Origin of the sequence: Cobetia sp. 4B, assembly GCF_018831605.1 — a bacterium.
GTDB classification, from domain to species: Bacteria; Pseudomonadota; Gammaproteobacteria; order Pseudomonadales; family Halomonadaceae; genus Cobetia; species Cobetia amphilecti.
The window spans coordinates 1556698-1571674 of the sequence record NZ_CP059843.1; the positions used below are offsets into that span (position 1 = coordinate 1556698).

The following is a 14977-nucleotide window of genomic DNA, read 5'->3' on the forward strand; positions in this document are numbered from 1 at the left end:
CTTGTGTGTCTTCGTCAAAGTGACGAGTGGGAAAAGTGAGTGGGTCGTGCTCAATGTCTGTCGATGCGGGTGTCTGGTTATCTCTCAGCCTTCTGTCTAGCGTGCGGTCAGCATCCGCTCGACACCTCGGGTGGTGGCATCGAGGGCGCCCGCAAGGTGCCCCGGGAATCGCGGTGACCATTCACTGGCGATACCGAACAGACGTTGCTGCCAAGGGCCTTCATTTGCCTCCAGCAGCGGCACCGAGACATGGGATGCCACGTCTTCCAGATCTGCCGGGCTCGCGATGAAGGGTGAGGTTGCCCAGTCCTTGAGGTATTCCTGCCGAGGATGTGCCGCCTCAGCGCCGAACAGGCGCACCAGCTGGGATCGACAGTGCTGGCGTAATGCGTCCGGCGTGATCTGACGTCGGTGATCTGCCGGGACTCCCACGAACCCGAAGAGTGCCCCGGGGCCTTCCCTTGGGCTGGCATCGTGAATCTCCACCATCGGGCCACGCGCGCTGCGTGCGACGCCGGACAAGCCGGCCTCGCGCCAGAAAGGACGATCGTAGACCGCAAGATACTTGGCATGGGGAGCCATCCAGGTTGCGGTCTGCTGCCACTGTGTCGTCAAGGCGCTCGGGAGAGCCGGCGTGAACTGGATATGCTTGAGTGCCTGGCGTGGCGGGACAGCCAACAAGACCTGCTCCACCTCGCAGCTCATGCGTTGCCCGCTGCCATCCTCGGCGCTCAGCGCAATCCCATCTGGCAAGCGCTCGAGATGACGGACAACCTGCCCAGTCAGTATCTTGTCCGCAGGGATATCGCGTCGCAGTCGCTCGATCAGCGTCTCCATCCCTCCCGCTACCCGCATGGCGGTCAGCGAATCACGGATACCAGCGGTGCGCAGTGGGCTCTTGTCCGTGGCGCGCTCGAGGAGGCTGTCGCCCGTCACATGTTGTGCAAAGCATTCCAGGCCCAGTGTCTGCATCAGTTGCGCCATTTCGCGCTGATGCTCCGGCCAGAACCAGGTCGGCCCCAGGTCCAGGCGGTGCTGTGCCCCTGTCTCGGCAAGGGACGGCACTGCGGAGGCGATACGGCCTCCCATGACGTGCTGGGCTTCGAACACCCGATAGTCATGAATGCCATGCTGCTCCAGTTGCCAAGCAGCATAGAGACCTGAGAGACCAGCCCCGATAATGGCAACGCGTGGCGAAGGCGTATTCATTCATCCTCCAGGGCGATCAGATGCCCCGTCTTGAGGTAGAAGGTCGCTCCCTCTGCGCCGGCGGAGAGCGCCAGCGGTTCGCTGGCTGGCAAGCGCAGCCAGCTGCCGGCAGGGCAGGACCCGTGCCCCGGATGCAGGCAACCATCCAGCACCAGCAGTTCGGCACCGCCAGTGTTGACCAACAGCGGAAGCTCGGCATATGGCGCCAGGCGCTGCAGGCTCACCTGCTCGGTCGCACTGGTATACAGTGGGCAGATCTCGCGGCCATCCTGCTCATGCCAGTTGGCCGGGTCTCGAGTGTTGATGCGTACCGCTTCATGCTCTTCGGACGGCATCTGTCGCAGCTTGACGAAGATCACGCAGCCGTCGGTGCTGCTGGGGGTGTGGCGCGAGTCTGGCGGGTTACGCAGGTACCAGCCAGCAGGGAAATCCCGCACGCCATCTTCGGTGAAGGTGCCGGACAGCACGAGAATCTCTTCGCCTTGTGGATGCTCATGTGCTGAAAAGCGGGAGTCTGGTGCATATCGGACCAGGCTGGTGGCCCGCGCCTTCTCCTCCCCGATACGATCTAGCATCATGCGCTCGACCCCTCCCTGGGGGGACGGCACCCACTGGTAATGGTCCGGTGTGATGCTGGCACGTTGTGAAAAGTCGGCATTGAGGCGCATGTAGGACATCTCCACGAGGGCGAGAGAGGGAAGAAAACCTTTTTCCATGTCTGGCGGTCATCACACTCGAGCGCCATGGCATGAGCAGGGTAAGGCAGGACAGACACCTATGAGCTGTCACGATCCGTCTATGCGGCGTATTCTGGAAGCTGACTGAGCATTCAACAAACGAGATTAACTAGGCAGTAGGGAAAGAAAAACTTTATCGCCATGACATCGCCCAATCATCTGAATGCCTTGCGTGCCTTCGAAGCGAGCGCCCGCCACAAGAGCTTTGCCGCTGCGGCAGAGGAACTGCACGTGACCCCTGCCGCTGTCGGCCAACTTGTGCGGGGACTGGAGGAGTGGCTGGGGGACTCGCTGTTTCATCGTGCCAGCAGTGGCAAGACACGCCTTGTCCCGACAGAGCTTGCAGAGCAGGCACTACCCGATATCCGTGCCGGATTCGAGAAGTTGTCGCTCGGGGTGGAGCGCCTCAAGGATGGCACTCGGCGTAGCGTATTGACGGTAACGGTCAGCCCCGCCTTTGCCGCCAAATGGCTACTGCCGCGCTTGCATCGGTTTCAGGCGGCGTGGCCGGACATCGATGTGCATCTGGATACCAACCACAAGCCGGTCGATTTCTCACGGGAGCGGGTGGATATCGGGGTACGCTACGGGCCAGGCAAGTGGAGGGGGGTAGTAGCGCAGGAGCTGATGCACGAAGAGGTCTATCCCGTCTGCTCGCCCCAGCTGCTGCGTGATCCCGGACGCTTGAAGACCCCCGCAGCCCTGTTGGAGGAGACACTGATTCACGACTTGTCCATGGAAGGCTATGACGGCTTTCCGTCATGGAGTGGCTGGTTCAAGAAGGCGGGTCTCACGGATGCCGATTCATCGCGCGGTCTGCAGATCAACAACTCTGCCGCAGTGCTGCAGGCCGCGATCGATGGTCAAGGCATTGCGTTGGCACGTGGAGTCATGGTGCATGACGACCTTGTCTCAGGGCGCCTGGTCAGGCTGTTTGATGAGGTGATGTGTGCCTCCTCACTGGCCTATTACGTGATCCACCGGCCCGAGGTCACTCAGGTGGCCAAGGTACAGGCATTCCGGGAATGGTTGCTGGAAGAAGCCGGGCTCAGTTGCCGAATACCTTCCCTCCCAGCGTCGTGAATGGCTCTGTGGTCAAGCACATCGGGGGAGCCTAGAAGGTGCCCGATGGCCACTGATAGAAAGAAAAGGCGAAAATTCTACCCTGCTGCATCCAGTTGCACGATATGCCCGTATCCCCCTGCATCGAACGCAAGATGTCATGAAAACAGCACATGCAACACGCTGACCTGACAGCCTTGTCGGAATACTCGATCGACTTCCCCAACGAAGTGATGCAATCGGAGATATCAGCATGCAGCAGGGTTGCCAAGCAGTGAATCAAGGGCGTTATGGTTATTACATCGGTGTATTTGGGGTGGTGCTTCTGCTCCTGTGGCTAGGGATCTACAAGTTCACGCCCACAGAAGCGGGATTGATCGAGCCGCTGGTGGCCAATCACTTTGCCATGAGTTGGCTGTATGACGTGATGTCAGTCCAGATGGTTTCCAATCTGGTCGGGCTGTCAGAAATCCTGGTGGCGATCGCCATGATCGTCGGTCTGAAGTATCGCCAAGTGGGCTACTATGCAGGGATTGCCGGCAGCGTCATCTTCCTCTCCACTTTGAGCTTCCTGTTCACTACTCCTGATGTCTGGAAGGTCACGGATGGCGTACTGATCGCCAACTTCTTCCTGGTGAAGGACATTCTCTACCTGGCAATTTCCGTCAGCATGGTGGAACGAAATCGACCGATCAACGCTGACTGATTTCTCTCTATGAAGCCACAAGGCGCTCGGCAATATTGCCGGGCGCTTTTTTGCGTGGCTCACGCCTGGCTTGGCGGGGCATCAGCCAGTCACATCCATGAGCTGGCTCACGACCCACTGATGCAGCGGGTCGTCGTTGTAGCGAGGGTGCCAGGCAGCGGTGACATCAAAGGGCTCCGGCAATGCTTCGAGTGTCAGCGCTACCAACTCACCTCCAGTGATCGCTCTGGCAGGGAGAAACGCTACTGAGTCTGTGGCTTCCAGGTAAGCCGGGACGACCGAGAAGCAGGGGGCGGAGATCGCGATATTGCGGGCAAGGCCCTGCGCTTTGAACCAGTCATCCAGTGAGCCCTTCAGATTCGGGCGCGAGGGCGATGCAATGATGTTCGGATGGCGGGCAATGTCCGCCAGTGTCACCGATTGATCAGCGATCGAGGAGTGCTTCGAGGTCATGCACACATGACGATCGGAGAAGAGATGCCGGCTGGGGTAGGACTCTGGAAGATAATCGGGAAAGGCGATGGCCAGGTTGACGTGATTGCTCTCCATCAGGGCATGCAGAGTATCGATCTCGAAGTCTCTCACCACGATCTTGAGTCCCGGGGCTTCGCGACGTAGTTCGGCCAGCAGGGCCGGCAGCACGATCTGCTGTGCGTAGTCGGTGGCGGAAATGACGAAAGTGCCCTGCACGGCTGCCGGGTCAAACTTCTGGGGAGTGAGCAACCTCTGAAGCTCGAGGAGGATTTCATCGACCTTGGGGGCCAGTGATTGCGCAAGAGGTGTCGGTACCAGGCCGTGTGTCTTGCGCAGGAACAGGCGGTCGTCAAAGATATCGCGCAGCTTCTTGAGCTGCTCGCTCACTGCCTGCTGCGTCAGCCCCAACTGTCCTGCGGCCCTGGAGGCATTCTGCTCGCGCAGCAACGCCTGAAAGACGCGCAGTTGCTTGATGTCCAATCGTTCCAGCTTTGCCATGGTGTGCCTCGTGAGATCAGTGCGTCAGGGCTGTCGCGCTATCGTGTCAGTGATACCAATATAGCTTGTATCATCTACACGAAACGATTGTTTCTGTTTGTATTTTTGCCTTTCTACACTGTGCGAACTCGAAAGACACACCACCTTTCCACCACAGGGGAAGCGCAATATGAAAACCGTCATCGTGATCGGTGCACTGGGCAAGATGGGGCAAGCGGCACTGAGCGGACTGAAAAATCATAAGGTGATCACTGCAGGGCGTTCCGGGGAGGTCGACCATATCGTCGACATCACGGACGAGCAGTCGATCATCAATCTCTACGAGCAGGTCGGGCACTTTGATGCGGTGGTCAATACTGTCGGCTATTGCGAGTACGCGACATTTGACGAGATGAGCGAGTCTCAGTGGATGACCACCGTGATGAGCAAGATGATGGGTCAGATCAATCTCGTGCGTATCGGTCAGCGCTATATCGCCGAGGGCGGTTCATTCACTCTGATCAGTGGCATCCTCAACGTGAAGCCAATTCCCATGGCGATCGCGGATGCTACCACCAGCGGTGCCATCGATACCTTCGTCAAGTGCGTTGCCTACGAATTGCCGCGTGACATGCGCATCAACGCCATCAATCCCACCGTGCTGGAAGAAGCCTGGGAAGTGTATGGCGAGATGATGCCGGGCTTCCAGCCCGTGCCTGGCACGCTGGTCGGCAAGGCATTCGAGCGCTCCGTCGATGGTTTCATTACTGGAGAAGTGATCTTCGTGGATGCCTGATGGGGACCTTGAAGCGGTGCCTGATGCCATGATTGACGCTCTGCATTGAGACTCTGAGCTTACATCGCCGACAAGGAGGGCCGAGGCTCCCCATGTCGGCGATGTTGCAACAGTCTTTCGCGTTGCGAGCGTTTCCGACGCCGGTGTGCATCAATTGCATTTGGGGGGCAATGCCCAGTGGCTGGAGGTTCGGTGTTGCTGGCGTTGCTGGTGCTGCTTGAGTCGATCAGTCGTTTGCTTTCCCTAGGCAGGTTGAGTGAAGGCCGGGTCGGTATCGCCAGTTCCAGGGGGGCTATCTCGCGGAAAAGTGAACTTCGGGTGCTGGAGCCTTGCGTCGATAGCGCGCCAGAGTGCTCGAGGGGCTCTCACCAAAGAGGCGACGATAATCCCGGGCGAACTGGCCCAGATGATAGAACCCCCAGTCGCTGGCGACCTGACCGACCGTGCTCGTTGACTGAGAGTCGCACAGCCGCCGTCGTACCTGATTGAGTCGGTTGAGGCGGATGAATTGCATGGGGCTGATGCCGAGAATGCTGGTGAAGCTGTTGCGAAGCGTCCGCTGACTGACATGAGCGATACGGCAGAGGCTTTCGATACAGACCGGTGCAGGTTCCGTGCTGTTCACATGTTCTCGTACCCGCTCCACTACCTGCCGTCGGTGATGATAGCTTGGGTAGCGGTCGGTCAGGGGAGTCCTTTTCTCCAGAATGGCGGCGACAGCCAGCGACAGAATGTCCTGGTGGACTTGCACCTCGAATCCTGTTTCCTGACGCTTAATCAGGCGGTCCATCAGGAAGGTGACGGCTTGCCGAGTTCCTTGCGGCATGCCGAGGCGCATCGAGCGCTGCGGATCCCCTTCCAGCAGCGAGAGAGCCGACTCTCCCACGATCTCGAGCAGCCAGTCACGCCGTAATACGAGAGAGTGGATCGCGAAGCTATCGGGTGTCGTCAGCGCGAAATCCTGCCCGCCTGGCTGACACATGATGTCGCCTGCCTCAAGCGCGTAGCCATTGATCCGACAGGGCTGGTGCTCGCTTGGAATACCAATCCACAGTGAATCCGGCCAGACATGACATTGCTGGTCCAGTGCCTGGCTGGTGTATTCCTTGAATACCTGCATTCCCGGTAGATGAAGCTCATCAATGCGCCCATAGAAGGCGCCATGACCATATTGATCATAATGTTGTGACCATTCGGTGATGTTATGCGCCTGTTCATTGACGTCCCAAGCCTCCCGTGTGCACTTGCCTGGTGCATGCTCGAACCCCTTGTTCTGCCAGGTGGCATCACTGTCGCCCGTCCGTGATACATCTTCGTGCATTGATCAATCAACTCATTGTTATTGTTGGTGTTTTCAGGTTTGCCGGATGCTGATAACGCATCACCTCACGCTGTCGTTAGTCTGAGTCATGCAACTTTCGCGCACAGAGTCATGCCGTGAGCCAGATCGTGGGTCGTGAGACTGGCCACTGGCTTCTGACCGCAGACGAAGTGTGACACCGAGACCGCAAGATCCCCGGTCTTCCCATGTCAGCGAGGTGGTGAGATGTATACGGAAACTCTGATAAATCAAACAAGACACGAGTTGGTCGCTTGCCTGACGACATGGCGCATGCCCGAGACGTCACGGATCTCGTTGCTGACCATGTCCGAGAACCTGACCTTCCTCGCCGAGGATGCCGAGGCGGGTCGCAGAATCATCATTCGGGTTCACCGACCGGACTATCACTGCCAGGAAGAGATCGAGTCCGAGTTGGCCTGGATCGATGACCTGCACACGACGGCACGGATCAATACGCCTGCCCCGGTCATGACCACAACAGGCAGCCCTGTGCTGAGCATCTCCGCCGGCGGGCAATCCTTGTATGTGGTGGCCTTCGAGCGTGTGGTCGGCAGTGAGCCGGATATCGACGAGGGCCTGCCGCAGTGGTTCGAACGATTGGGCGCGGTGAATGCCACGCTGCATGAACACAGTCGGCGCTGGCAGCCGCCGGAAGGCTTCGTGCGCAAGCGCTGGGACCTGGAAAGCATGATCTCGCCCCGTGGGCTATGGGGAGATTGGCGAAATGCTCCGGGGATGACGGCTACCGAGGCCGCGACCATCCATGACGCCATTGTCTATCTCAAGTCGGAAATCGCGCTCTATGGCACGGCACCAGAACGTTTCGGGCTGGTCCATGCCGACCTTCGGTTGACCAATCTGCTGGTATCGCGCGACAGCATGACGATCATTGACTTCGATGACTGTGGCTTCTGCTGGTATGCCTATGACTTTGCCGCCGCGATCAGTTTCCACGAGACGGATCCGAGCGTCCCACAGCTCAGAGATGCTTGGATCAAGGGCTATCGTTCGGTAGCCGAATTCTCGGCGGCAGATGAGGCCATGCTGGATACCTTCGTGATGCTGCGTCGCATTCTGCTATGCGCCTGGCTGGCCACGCATCAGGAGAGCAAGGAAGGCAAGATGCTGAGCGAGGGTTTCAGCCGAGATACGGCCGGCATGGCGCGGCGCTATGTTGAGCAGCGAAGGGGCCAGTCACGAGAAGGCCAACAAGGTGTCGTGCAGTCACTTTGCGGACACGAACACGACAAGCAAGCGAAGGGCGATCAGACAGGTATCGATCGACAAGTACGAGATCAGACAGTCAACGACAAGGTGAGGATGGCGTGATGGAAAAGGTACGCGGGATTCTGGATCAGAACGCCTTCAGCTTGGCGCACATCGACAAGGCAGATGCGCGAATCGGCGCCCTGGTGCGCAAGCGGATGGAAACGGTCGGGCCGACGTCCATGCTCTTCTATGAGGAGCCGTTGCACATTGTCCGGGGCGAGCGGGTCTGGTTGTTCGATGACCAGGGCAAGCGCTACTTGGATGTCTACAACAATGTGCCGTCGATCGGCCACTGTCATCCTCGCGTGGTCCAGGCGGTCGCCGAGCAGATGGGGACCCTCAACGTGCACAACCGCTATCTGCACGAAGGCATCCATCGCTATGCCGAGCGCCTGCTGGACACGCTGCCGCGCGCGCTCAATCGACTGGTGATGATGTGTACCGGCAGTGAAAGCAACGACATGGCGCTGAGGCTGGCGCGTGGTTGGACAGGGCGACAGGGGATCATCGTCACCGAGGCGGCCTACCACGGCAATACGGCCGCCGTGACGGAAGTCTCACCGTCTTCCTACAAGCAGGGCACGCCGCCGGATCACGTGCATATCCTGCCGATCTCCCGAATGAGTGAGCAGGCAGACCCGGCTGCATGGTTCGCCGAGCAGGTGCGGTTCGGCATCGAACAGTTGGAGGCGCGAGGCCATGGATGCGCGGCGCTGCTGGTCGACTCCATCTTCTCGAGCGATGGCATCTATGCAGACCCTGCAGGTTTCCTGAAGCCCGCGGTCGAACTCCTGCAGGCTCGGGGCGGCCTGTTCATCTCCGATGAGGTACAGCCCGGCTTCGGGCGCACGGGGCAGGGAATGTGGGGCTTCTCGCGTCACGGCGTGACGCCGGATGTGGTGACCATAGGCAAGCCGATGGGCAATGGCTTCCCGATGTCCGGACTCGCGGCACGCGAAGAGTTGCTGGCTGTGCTGAACGCCGATGTAGGCTACTTCAATACCTTCGGCGGCTCACCTGTGGCCGTGGCGGCAGGCACGGCGGTGCTGGACGTGATCGCCGAAGAAGACTTGATGGCCAATGCAGAGCGTCAGGGTGAGTACTTTAAGCGACAGCTCCAGGATATTCAGGCACGTTTCGAGGAGGTAAGTGATGTGCGAGGCGCCGGGTTGTTCCTGGGACTGGATCTCTGTGACACGACGCGTGACGGCGCGCCAGACGCCCAGCGCACCACGGCGTTGATCAATGATCTCAAGCGCAATGGCGTGTTGATCGGCGGGGCCGGAAAGTCCGGCAGTACCTTGAAGATCCGTCCGCCACTGTGCATCGAGCGTTCGGAAGCCGACCTCTTTCTGGACAGGTTCGAGCAGTCACTGAAGGCAACGGCGAAATGAGCCAGACAACACGATAGGGTAGCGGGTGTCAGTTGGTGTCCGAGTGGCGCGGCGCTAAAGGCAGGTGCAAGACGGTGGGCGCAAATATAGCCTCGACCGGGTGCGATAGCTTGAGACACTGACGACAAGGCCCCACTGGAGGATTCCGTGGGGCCTTGTCATGTCTGGCGCGAAGTGGAGGGAAGAACGTCAGCGCTGCTTGAGCTGATCACGCAGGCCCGTCGGGACCTGTTTGATGATCAGACGGTCACTCGCTTCATCGTATTCCACCGAGTCGCCCAGCAGGTGCGAGTCAAAGCTGATCGAGACGCCCGCGGCGCGCCCGGTGAAGCGCTTGAACTGGTTGAGCGTCTTCTTGTCCGGCGGGATTTCCGGTGACAGCCCGTAGTCACTGTTGCGAATGTGGTCGTAGAAAGCCTGGGGACGCTCTTCATCGATCAGCTCAGACAGCTGATCCAGCGTGATCGGCTCGCCGAGCTTGGCCTGATCGGTGGCGTAATCAACCAGGGTGTCGGTCTTCTGCCGACTGGCGTCCTCAGCCATGCCTTCCTTCTCGACATAGTCGCTGAAGGCCTTGAGCAGGGTGCGGGTTTCCTGACCGGCATCCCGCTGCTCCTGTGCGCCCAGCGTTTCGGCGAAGGCCTCGGCGAGCTTGGTGCGTCCGCGATCACGCGCCCAGGACAGATAGGGGTGAGACGTCGAGCTACCTTGCCACTGACTGATATCCAGTCGTGCGGCCAGCGACATTTGGGTCATGTTGAGCTGTCGGGCGGGGGTTACCGCGAGGGTCTCGTCGATCGCAAAGCCATCACGATGGTGCAGCAACGCCATGAACAGATGACGCGTTTCTCCCTGTTGGTGATCCACGACCAGCAGATTCCCGCCGGTTGGGAGGTTGTCATCGATCAACGGCATGAGACGGCCGGCAAGCGTTTGGGTCAGGCTCGCAAAATCGCTATCCCCTGCGAGGAAAGACGCCAGCTCGGTGGGGAAGGCGGCCGGCGCGTCTTCATTGAAACGCCCCCAGTTCTTGGCCTTGCCGTGGTAGGCATCATTGAGCCCGGACACCAGATCCTCCAGTGCATCGGATGCCGGCAAGGTGTTGTCGGCAGGCAACAGCTGGGCCGGCGTCTCGCTGTTGCCCTTGTCGATGCGGTGAATGATGCTGTGCAGGATCGGCATGGAAACCTCCCTCGGCTGCGATGAACGGGCTGGGGATGATACCCGTCACGCCCCATTGCGTCACTCTACGCGCCTCTTTTGCGTAAGTTTTATCATGAACCAGTTTGGATGTGTCGCTTTCAGACAACTCTAAATCCGATCATCCGGCACCATACAACCAATCTTTGGGGTTTAAAGATAGTCTTCAGGAGTTCTTTAGTTTAAATATCCTGGGTTTATATATTTTAATGCTTAGGCATGTCGGCTATTTAAATTGTTATGTATTGGTGAGTTAATCTCTATAGAGTTGATGAATTACATGGAAAGGAGAGTCTTCACTTGTATGACGATTTAGACGTTTGAAAGTCGATACCCTACGCCCGGTTCTGTCTGGATCATCAGGGGATTATCAGAAGAGTCGCCGAGTTTATGTCGAAGCTTACTGATCACGATCCTGAGATAATGTGTATCCGCTACATGTACCGGGCCCCAGATTTGCTTGAGAAGTTGTGTCTGAGTAATGACACGCCCCGGATGCTCAGCGAGCATGGTGAGCACAGCGTATTCCTTGGGTGTGAGTTTGATCGGGTGGCTGGAGAGTGTCACCCTTCGTGTCTCGAGGTCTATGATTAGCTCACCCGCTTGCAGACGTTGCGAAATATCTACTTCGTTGACATTGCGACGCTGACGCAGTACTGCTCTAACTCGAGCGAGAAGTTCCTGAATGCCAAATGGTTTGGTGATGTAGTCATTGGCACCCGCATCGAGGCATGCGACCTTTTCATTCTCTGAGGCACGGACCGAGACGACTACGACTGGAATATCGCTTTGATCGCGGATAGTGCGAAGCACTTCTTGGCCATCAATATCGGGCAAGCCTAGATCAAGCAAGACAAGATCTGGTTTGTCACTCATAGCCATGATTAGTCCTAAGCCACCTGTTTCAGCTTCGGACACGACATAGCCTTGTGAGGTTAAACTGATACGCAAAAATCGCCGAATCTGCATTTCATCGTCGACAACCAGTATGCGGGGATGATCAGCGCCCATGCTCGCCCTCGGTCTTCTGTTTAATACCTTCTGAATCAATCAATGGTAGGCGTATCACAATACGAGTTCCTGTGTCTCCTGAATTGGCTTCGGCGTCGATAGAGCCACCATGCGCACCGATCATACCTCGGCAAATAGCCAATCCTAAGCCGCTTCCATGTTTACCACGATCGCCTTCACCACCGGTAAAGAACATGTCAAAAACCTGTTCGCGCAGGTACTCGGGAATACCAGGTCCTTCGTCGGTAATACGGATAATCATATCATCGTGCTGGCGGGCGGCATTAATGTGGATCCGCCCATTGTAAGGTGAAAATCGGACTGCATTCTCGATAACGTTGACTAGTGCCTGTTCGATCAGCGCGGGATGAACATAGAGTAGGGGCAAGTTATCGGCCCAGTCTCGCTCGACTCTGATATCACTTAGTGCTGACCCCAAGCGGTTCAAGGCGGCATTGATCAGATCGCTGAGGCTGACCCAATCTCGTTCGATTTTCAAAGAGCCATGGCCTAAACGCGTCATGTCCAACAGGTTCTGAATATAGCGGTTCAGACGCTCGCTTTCACTCAGTACTCCGTCGAGTAGTTCGCGCTTGTCATCTTGGGAGAGCTGGTCGTCGAGATCTCTCAGAGAGCTGGCTGACCCTATGATAGATGCTAGAGGAGTACGTAGATCGTGAGATACAGAGGAGAGCAAGGCTGAGCGTAGCCGTTCATTCTCCTCCGCCAATTTCGCTGTACCAAGGTCATTGACCAGTCGTGTTCGTCCGAGAGCCATGCTCAGCTGGTTGATCAGAGTATCGGTCAAAATTTCCTGACTATGGTCGAGCGGGGCCTCCCTGTCTCCTAGAGCCAACCCGACGACCCCTAGAGTAGTATCTCCCTCGACCAATGGGATAAATCGCCACCGCTGGATCGCTAGTGTGTGAGATCCGTGGCCACTCCGCCTCCGTTGATGATAAGACCACGCAGCCGCTTGCTTGGCGGTATTATCCAGCGTTATCAAGCCGGGATATGACTCAGTCACTTGCGGAGCTTCATCTTCTGGACTGAGTTCTAGGTAGACTGTGGGGACTTGTAACCAATCGGCTAGAGTGCTCATGCCAATAGTACGGACACTGGCGTGATCTGCTGCTACTGCTAAAGCACGTGAGAACTGCAAAAGTCGCTGAGTTTGGTCACGGCTTTCCCGCAAGGCAACTAATTGACGACGAGCTCGTCCTGCCAATTGGCCACCAATCAGGGCTACGACAAGAAAGAAGAATACTGTAATAAATTGATCCCGATGGCTCATCGCTAGGGTGTAACGAGGCTCGGTGAAAAAGAAGTTATAAACCAGAAAGCTGAGTAGAGCGCTAAGCATGGCAGACCGTGTGCCACTATAGACAGCTGTTACTAGCACCCCTGTCAAGAAGATTAGCGATAGATTCGCAAGTGTCATCATATGATCGATAAGTAATGACAAGCCCAGCGTGATAGGCAATATACATATTGGAAGGAGCCATTCACGAATAGACAATCGTGCTAGTGATCGCTTCATACGATGCAAGGGCTTATATCGCTCAGTTTCGGCGATGACGATCAGGTCGAACTCATGAGCTTTCCGCAAAAGTTGTTTGCTGAAGGAGCGCTGCCAGTTACACCAAAAAGAGTTCTCAGAACGACTGACCATGAGAGTGGTAACATTTAGACGACGAGCATAATCAAGTAGCTCGCCAATACGGCTTTCTCCGGACAATACAGTAATTTCGCCACCGAGGCGCTCGATCAACTGGCTACTTTTCTCAAGTTCCGAGCGTTCTGAAGAATCGGCATTGCCTATGTCCACATACACAGCTTGCCAAGTAGCGTTACCTCGTTCAGCCATACGGTGGGTTGCACGAATCAGAGTGGCATCATCGGTGCTGCCTCTCAAGGCAACGAGAATTTTTGGACGTACCGGCCATGGGCCAGGTACGCCATGTATGCCCATGGAATCGCGTACATCGTTCTCGATGCGTTCTGCCATGGTCTGCATCGCTAGCTCGCGCAGTGCGGTTAGATTCGCTATGTTGAAGAACCCGTCTAACGCCGCGCGTGCTTGCTCGGGAATATAGACTTTGCCCTGCTTTAGTCGTTGGATAAGCTCTTCGGGTGTCAAATCGATGAGTGTAATATCGCGGGCGCGGGTAATGAGAGAATCAGGAATCGTTTCGCGCATTCGAATGTTAGTGATACGAGCAACAGCGTCATTCAAGCTTTCGATATGCTGGACATTCAGAGTTGTCCAGACATCAATGCCTATATCGAGAAGCTCCTCGATATCTTGATAGCGACGTGGATGACGGCCGCCGGGTATATTGCGATGGGCTAATTCATCGACCAATACGATTGCTGGTGCGTGTTCGAGAGTGGCATCTAAATCGAACTCCTGAAACTGATGTTCCCGATGTTCTCGCGTAACGAGCGAAATGCGGTCGAGGCCATGGCAGAGTTGCTCAGTCTCCGTCCGCCCATGAGACTCAATAACTCCTATCACGATATTCTCGCCTTCGGCGGCTCGCTCATGGGCCGCTCGGAGCATGGCGCTCGTCTTCCCGACACCAGGGGCGGCGCCGAGGAAAATTCGTAGATGACCGCGCCCCTCTTGGCGCGCGATCTTTAGAAAAGCTTCTGGGGTAGGGCGTGAAATCGTGGTGTCACTCGTCGTATTCTTGTAGCTCATCTGAGGTACCCTCGAGTGCACCTGTATCCAGGGCAAGATTCAAAGTCAGGACATTAACGGAAGGTCTGCCAAGAAAGCCTTCGTACTGAGTTGCCGCCTGAATCGCCTGTTTTATCGACGATGCTTGTAGACCCCGCTCCCGGCTGATCCTAGGGACTTGAGCCATGGCGGCAGCAGGAGAGATGTGCGGGTCGATACCTGAACCCGATGCGGCCAGCAAGTCGATAGGGATTTCTCCAGGCTTAAGCCCATCGCGCAAATGCAGTTGGTGTACCTCCTCTAGAGCACGTGCTCGTAAGGCGGGGTTACTCGGTGCAAGGTTGGAGCCTGAGACTTCGTTAGGGGCATACTCGGCTGCTGAAGGACGCCCATGAAAGTACTCGGCCCCCCTGAATGACTGGCCCACCAGCGTTGAGCCCACCACCTTACCCTGAGGACCATATAGCATACTGCCAGTCGCTTGGTGGGGAAAGAAGGTGCCACTTAACGTTGTAACCACAAAGGGGTAAAACAATCCCAGTAAGCTGGCCAGTACAATCACTAGCCGCAGCGACGCTAGCATTGAAATACGTGTCATAGGTATAGCGTTCATGATC

General features: G+C 57.0%; 13 protein-coding genes. 5 read left to right on the forward strand and 8 right to left on the reverse strand.

What is annotated here, in order from left to right; all coding sequences use genetic code 11:
- Positions 1-96 precede the first annotated feature (96 nt).
- Positions 97-1209, reverse strand: coding sequence for an FAD-dependent oxidoreductase (locus tag H2O77_RS06685; RefSeq protein WP_215824225.1), 1113 nt, complete (start codon positions 1207-1209; stop codon positions 97-99).
- The gene (locus tag H2O77_RS06690; RefSeq protein WP_215824226.1) at positions 1206-1877 is read right to left on the reverse strand and encodes a cupin domain-containing protein; all 672 of its coding nucleotides are present in this window, start codon (positions 1875-1877) and stop codon (positions 1206-1208) included. Before H2O77_RS06690 ends, H2O77_RS06685 begins: the two co-directional genes overlap by 4 nt.
- Before the next feature lie 210 nt (positions 1878-2087).
- Here H2O77_RS06690 and gcvA point away from each other — a divergent pair, with 210 nt between their 5' ends.
- Both gcvA and H2O77_RS06700 read left to right on the forward strand, forming a co-directional pair.
- Positions 2088-3029 carry a transcriptional regulator GcvA gene (gene gcvA, locus H2O77_RS06695; protein WP_043335813.1) on the forward strand — a complete coding sequence of 314 codons (942 nt, stop codon included), beginning with the start codon at positions 2088-2090 and terminating at the stop codon, positions 3027-3029.
- 232 nt (positions 3030-3261) lie between these two features.
- Entirely contained in the window at positions 3262-3714 is a 453-nt protein-coding gene (locus H2O77_RS06700; protein ID WP_215824227.1) for a DUF417 family protein, read from the forward strand.
- Between the two features lie 81 nt (positions 3715-3795).
- On the opposite strand, the gene H2O77_RS06705 is transcribed toward H2O77_RS06700, so the two are convergent.
- The gene (locus H2O77_RS06705) at positions 3796-4686 is read right to left on the reverse strand and encodes a LysR family transcriptional regulator (protein WP_215824228.1); all 891 of its coding nucleotides are present in this window, start codon (positions 4684-4686) and stop codon (positions 3796-3798) included.
- Between the two features lie 169 nt (positions 4687-4855).
- On the opposite strand from H2O77_RS06705, the gene H2O77_RS06710 reads away from it, so the two are divergent.
- A complete protein-coding gene (locus tag H2O77_RS06710; RefSeq protein WP_043335807.1) occupies positions 4856-5461 on the forward strand; it encodes a short chain dehydrogenase in 606 nt (201 codons plus the stop codon).
- A gap of 292 nt (positions 5462-5753) precedes the next feature.
- Here the strand turns inward: H2O77_RS06710 and H2O77_RS06715 are convergent, their stop codons facing one another.
- The gene (locus H2O77_RS06715) at positions 5754-6782 is read right to left on the reverse strand and encodes a helix-turn-helix domain-containing protein (RefSeq protein ID WP_215824229.1); all 1029 of its coding nucleotides are present in this window, start codon (positions 6780-6782) and stop codon (positions 5754-5756) included.
- A 291-nt stretch (positions 6783-7073) separates the two neighbouring features.
- On the opposite strand from H2O77_RS06715, the gene H2O77_RS06720 reads away from it, so the two are divergent.
- Together H2O77_RS06720 and H2O77_RS06725 are read left to right on the forward strand one after the other, a co-directional pair.
- Positions 7074-8132, forward strand: coding sequence for a phosphotransferase (locus H2O77_RS06720; protein ID WP_240548739.1), 1059 nt, complete (start codon positions 7074-7076; stop codon positions 8130-8132).
- On the forward strand, positions 8132-9466 hold the full coding sequence (locus tag H2O77_RS06725) for an aspartate aminotransferase family protein (RefSeq protein WP_215824230.1): 1335 nt from the start codon (positions 8132-8134) through the stop codon (positions 9464-9466). Before H2O77_RS06720 ends, H2O77_RS06725 begins: the two co-directional genes overlap by 1 nt.
- Before the next feature lie 189 nt (positions 9467-9655).
- Here the strand turns inward: H2O77_RS06725 and H2O77_RS06730 are convergent, their stop codons facing one another.
- From H2O77_RS06730 to kdpC, 4 genes are all read right to left on the reverse strand, one after another.
- Positions 9656-10648: a nucleoid-associated protein gene (locus H2O77_RS06730; protein WP_215824231.1), complete on the reverse strand. Its 993-nt coding sequence runs from the start codon at positions 10646-10648 to the stop codon at positions 9656-9658.
- Positions 10649-10978: 330 nt separating this feature from the next.
- On the reverse strand, positions 10979-11677 hold the full coding sequence (locus H2O77_RS06735; RefSeq protein ID WP_215824232.1) for a response regulator transcription factor: 699 nt from the start codon (positions 11675-11677) through the stop codon (positions 10979-10981).
- On the reverse strand, positions 11667-14381 hold the full coding sequence (locus tag H2O77_RS06740; RefSeq protein WP_215824233.1) for a sensor histidine kinase KdpD: 2715 nt from the start codon (positions 14379-14381) through the stop codon (positions 11667-11669). The genes H2O77_RS06735 and H2O77_RS06740 overlap by 11 nt, the downstream gene beginning before the upstream one ends.
- On the reverse strand, positions 14356-14973 hold the full coding sequence (gene kdpC, locus H2O77_RS06745; protein ID WP_215824234.1) for a potassium-transporting ATPase subunit KdpC: 618 nt from the start codon (positions 14971-14973) through the stop codon (positions 14356-14358). The genes H2O77_RS06740 and kdpC overlap by 26 nt, the downstream gene beginning before the upstream one ends.
- Positions 14974-14977: the final 4 nt, after the last annotated feature.

Bases quoted from the DNA above. Each gene is read 5' to 3' on its own strand.
- gcvA (WP_043335813.1), top strand. From the start codon at position 2,088: ATGACATCGCCCAATCATCTGAATGCCTTGCGTGCCTTCGAAGCGAGC.
- H2O77_RS06725 (WP_215824230.1), top strand. From the start codon at position 8,132: ATGGAAAAGGTACGCGGGATTCTGGATCAGAACGCCTTCAGCTTGGCG.
- H2O77_RS06740 (WP_215824233.1), bottom strand. From the start codon at position 14,381: ATGAGCTACAAGAATACGACGAGTGACACCACGATTTCACGCCCTACC.
- H2O77_RS06685 (WP_215824225.1), bottom strand. From the start codon at position 1,209: ATGAATACGCCTTCGCCACGCGTTGCCATTATCGGGGCTGGTCTCTCA.
- H2O77_RS06690 (WP_215824226.1), bottom strand. From the start codon at position 1,877: ATGCGCCTCAATGCCGACTTTTCACAACGTGCCAGCATCACACCGGAC.
- H2O77_RS06715 (WP_215824229.1), bottom strand. From the start codon at position 6,782: ATGCACGAAGATGTATCACGGACGGGCGACAGTGATGCCACCTGGCAG.
- H2O77_RS06720 (WP_240548739.1), top strand. From the start codon at position 7,074: ATGCCCGAGACGTCACGGATCTCGTTGCTGACCATGTCCGAGAACCTG.
- H2O77_RS06710 (WP_043335807.1), top strand. From the start codon at position 4,856: ATGAAAACCGTCATCGTGATCGGTGCACTGGGCAAGATGGGGCAAGCG.
- H2O77_RS06705 (WP_215824228.1), bottom strand. From the start codon at position 4,686: ATGGCAAAGCTGGAACGATTGGACATCAAGCAACTGCGCGTCTTTCAG.
- H2O77_RS06730 (WP_215824231.1), bottom strand. From the start codon at position 10,648: ATGCCGATCCTGCACAGCATCATTCACCGCATCGACAAGGGCAACAGC.
- H2O77_RS06735 (WP_215824232.1), bottom strand. From the start codon at position 11,677: ATGGGCGCTGATCATCCCCGCATACTGGTTGTCGACGATGAAATGCAG.
- kdpC (WP_215824234.1), bottom strand. From the start codon at position 14,973: ATGAACGCTATACCTATGACACGTATTTCAATGCTAGCGTCGCTGCGG.
- H2O77_RS06700 (WP_215824227.1), top strand. From the start codon at position 3,262: ATGCAGCAGGGTTGCCAAGCAGTGAATCAAGGGCGTTATGGTTATTAC.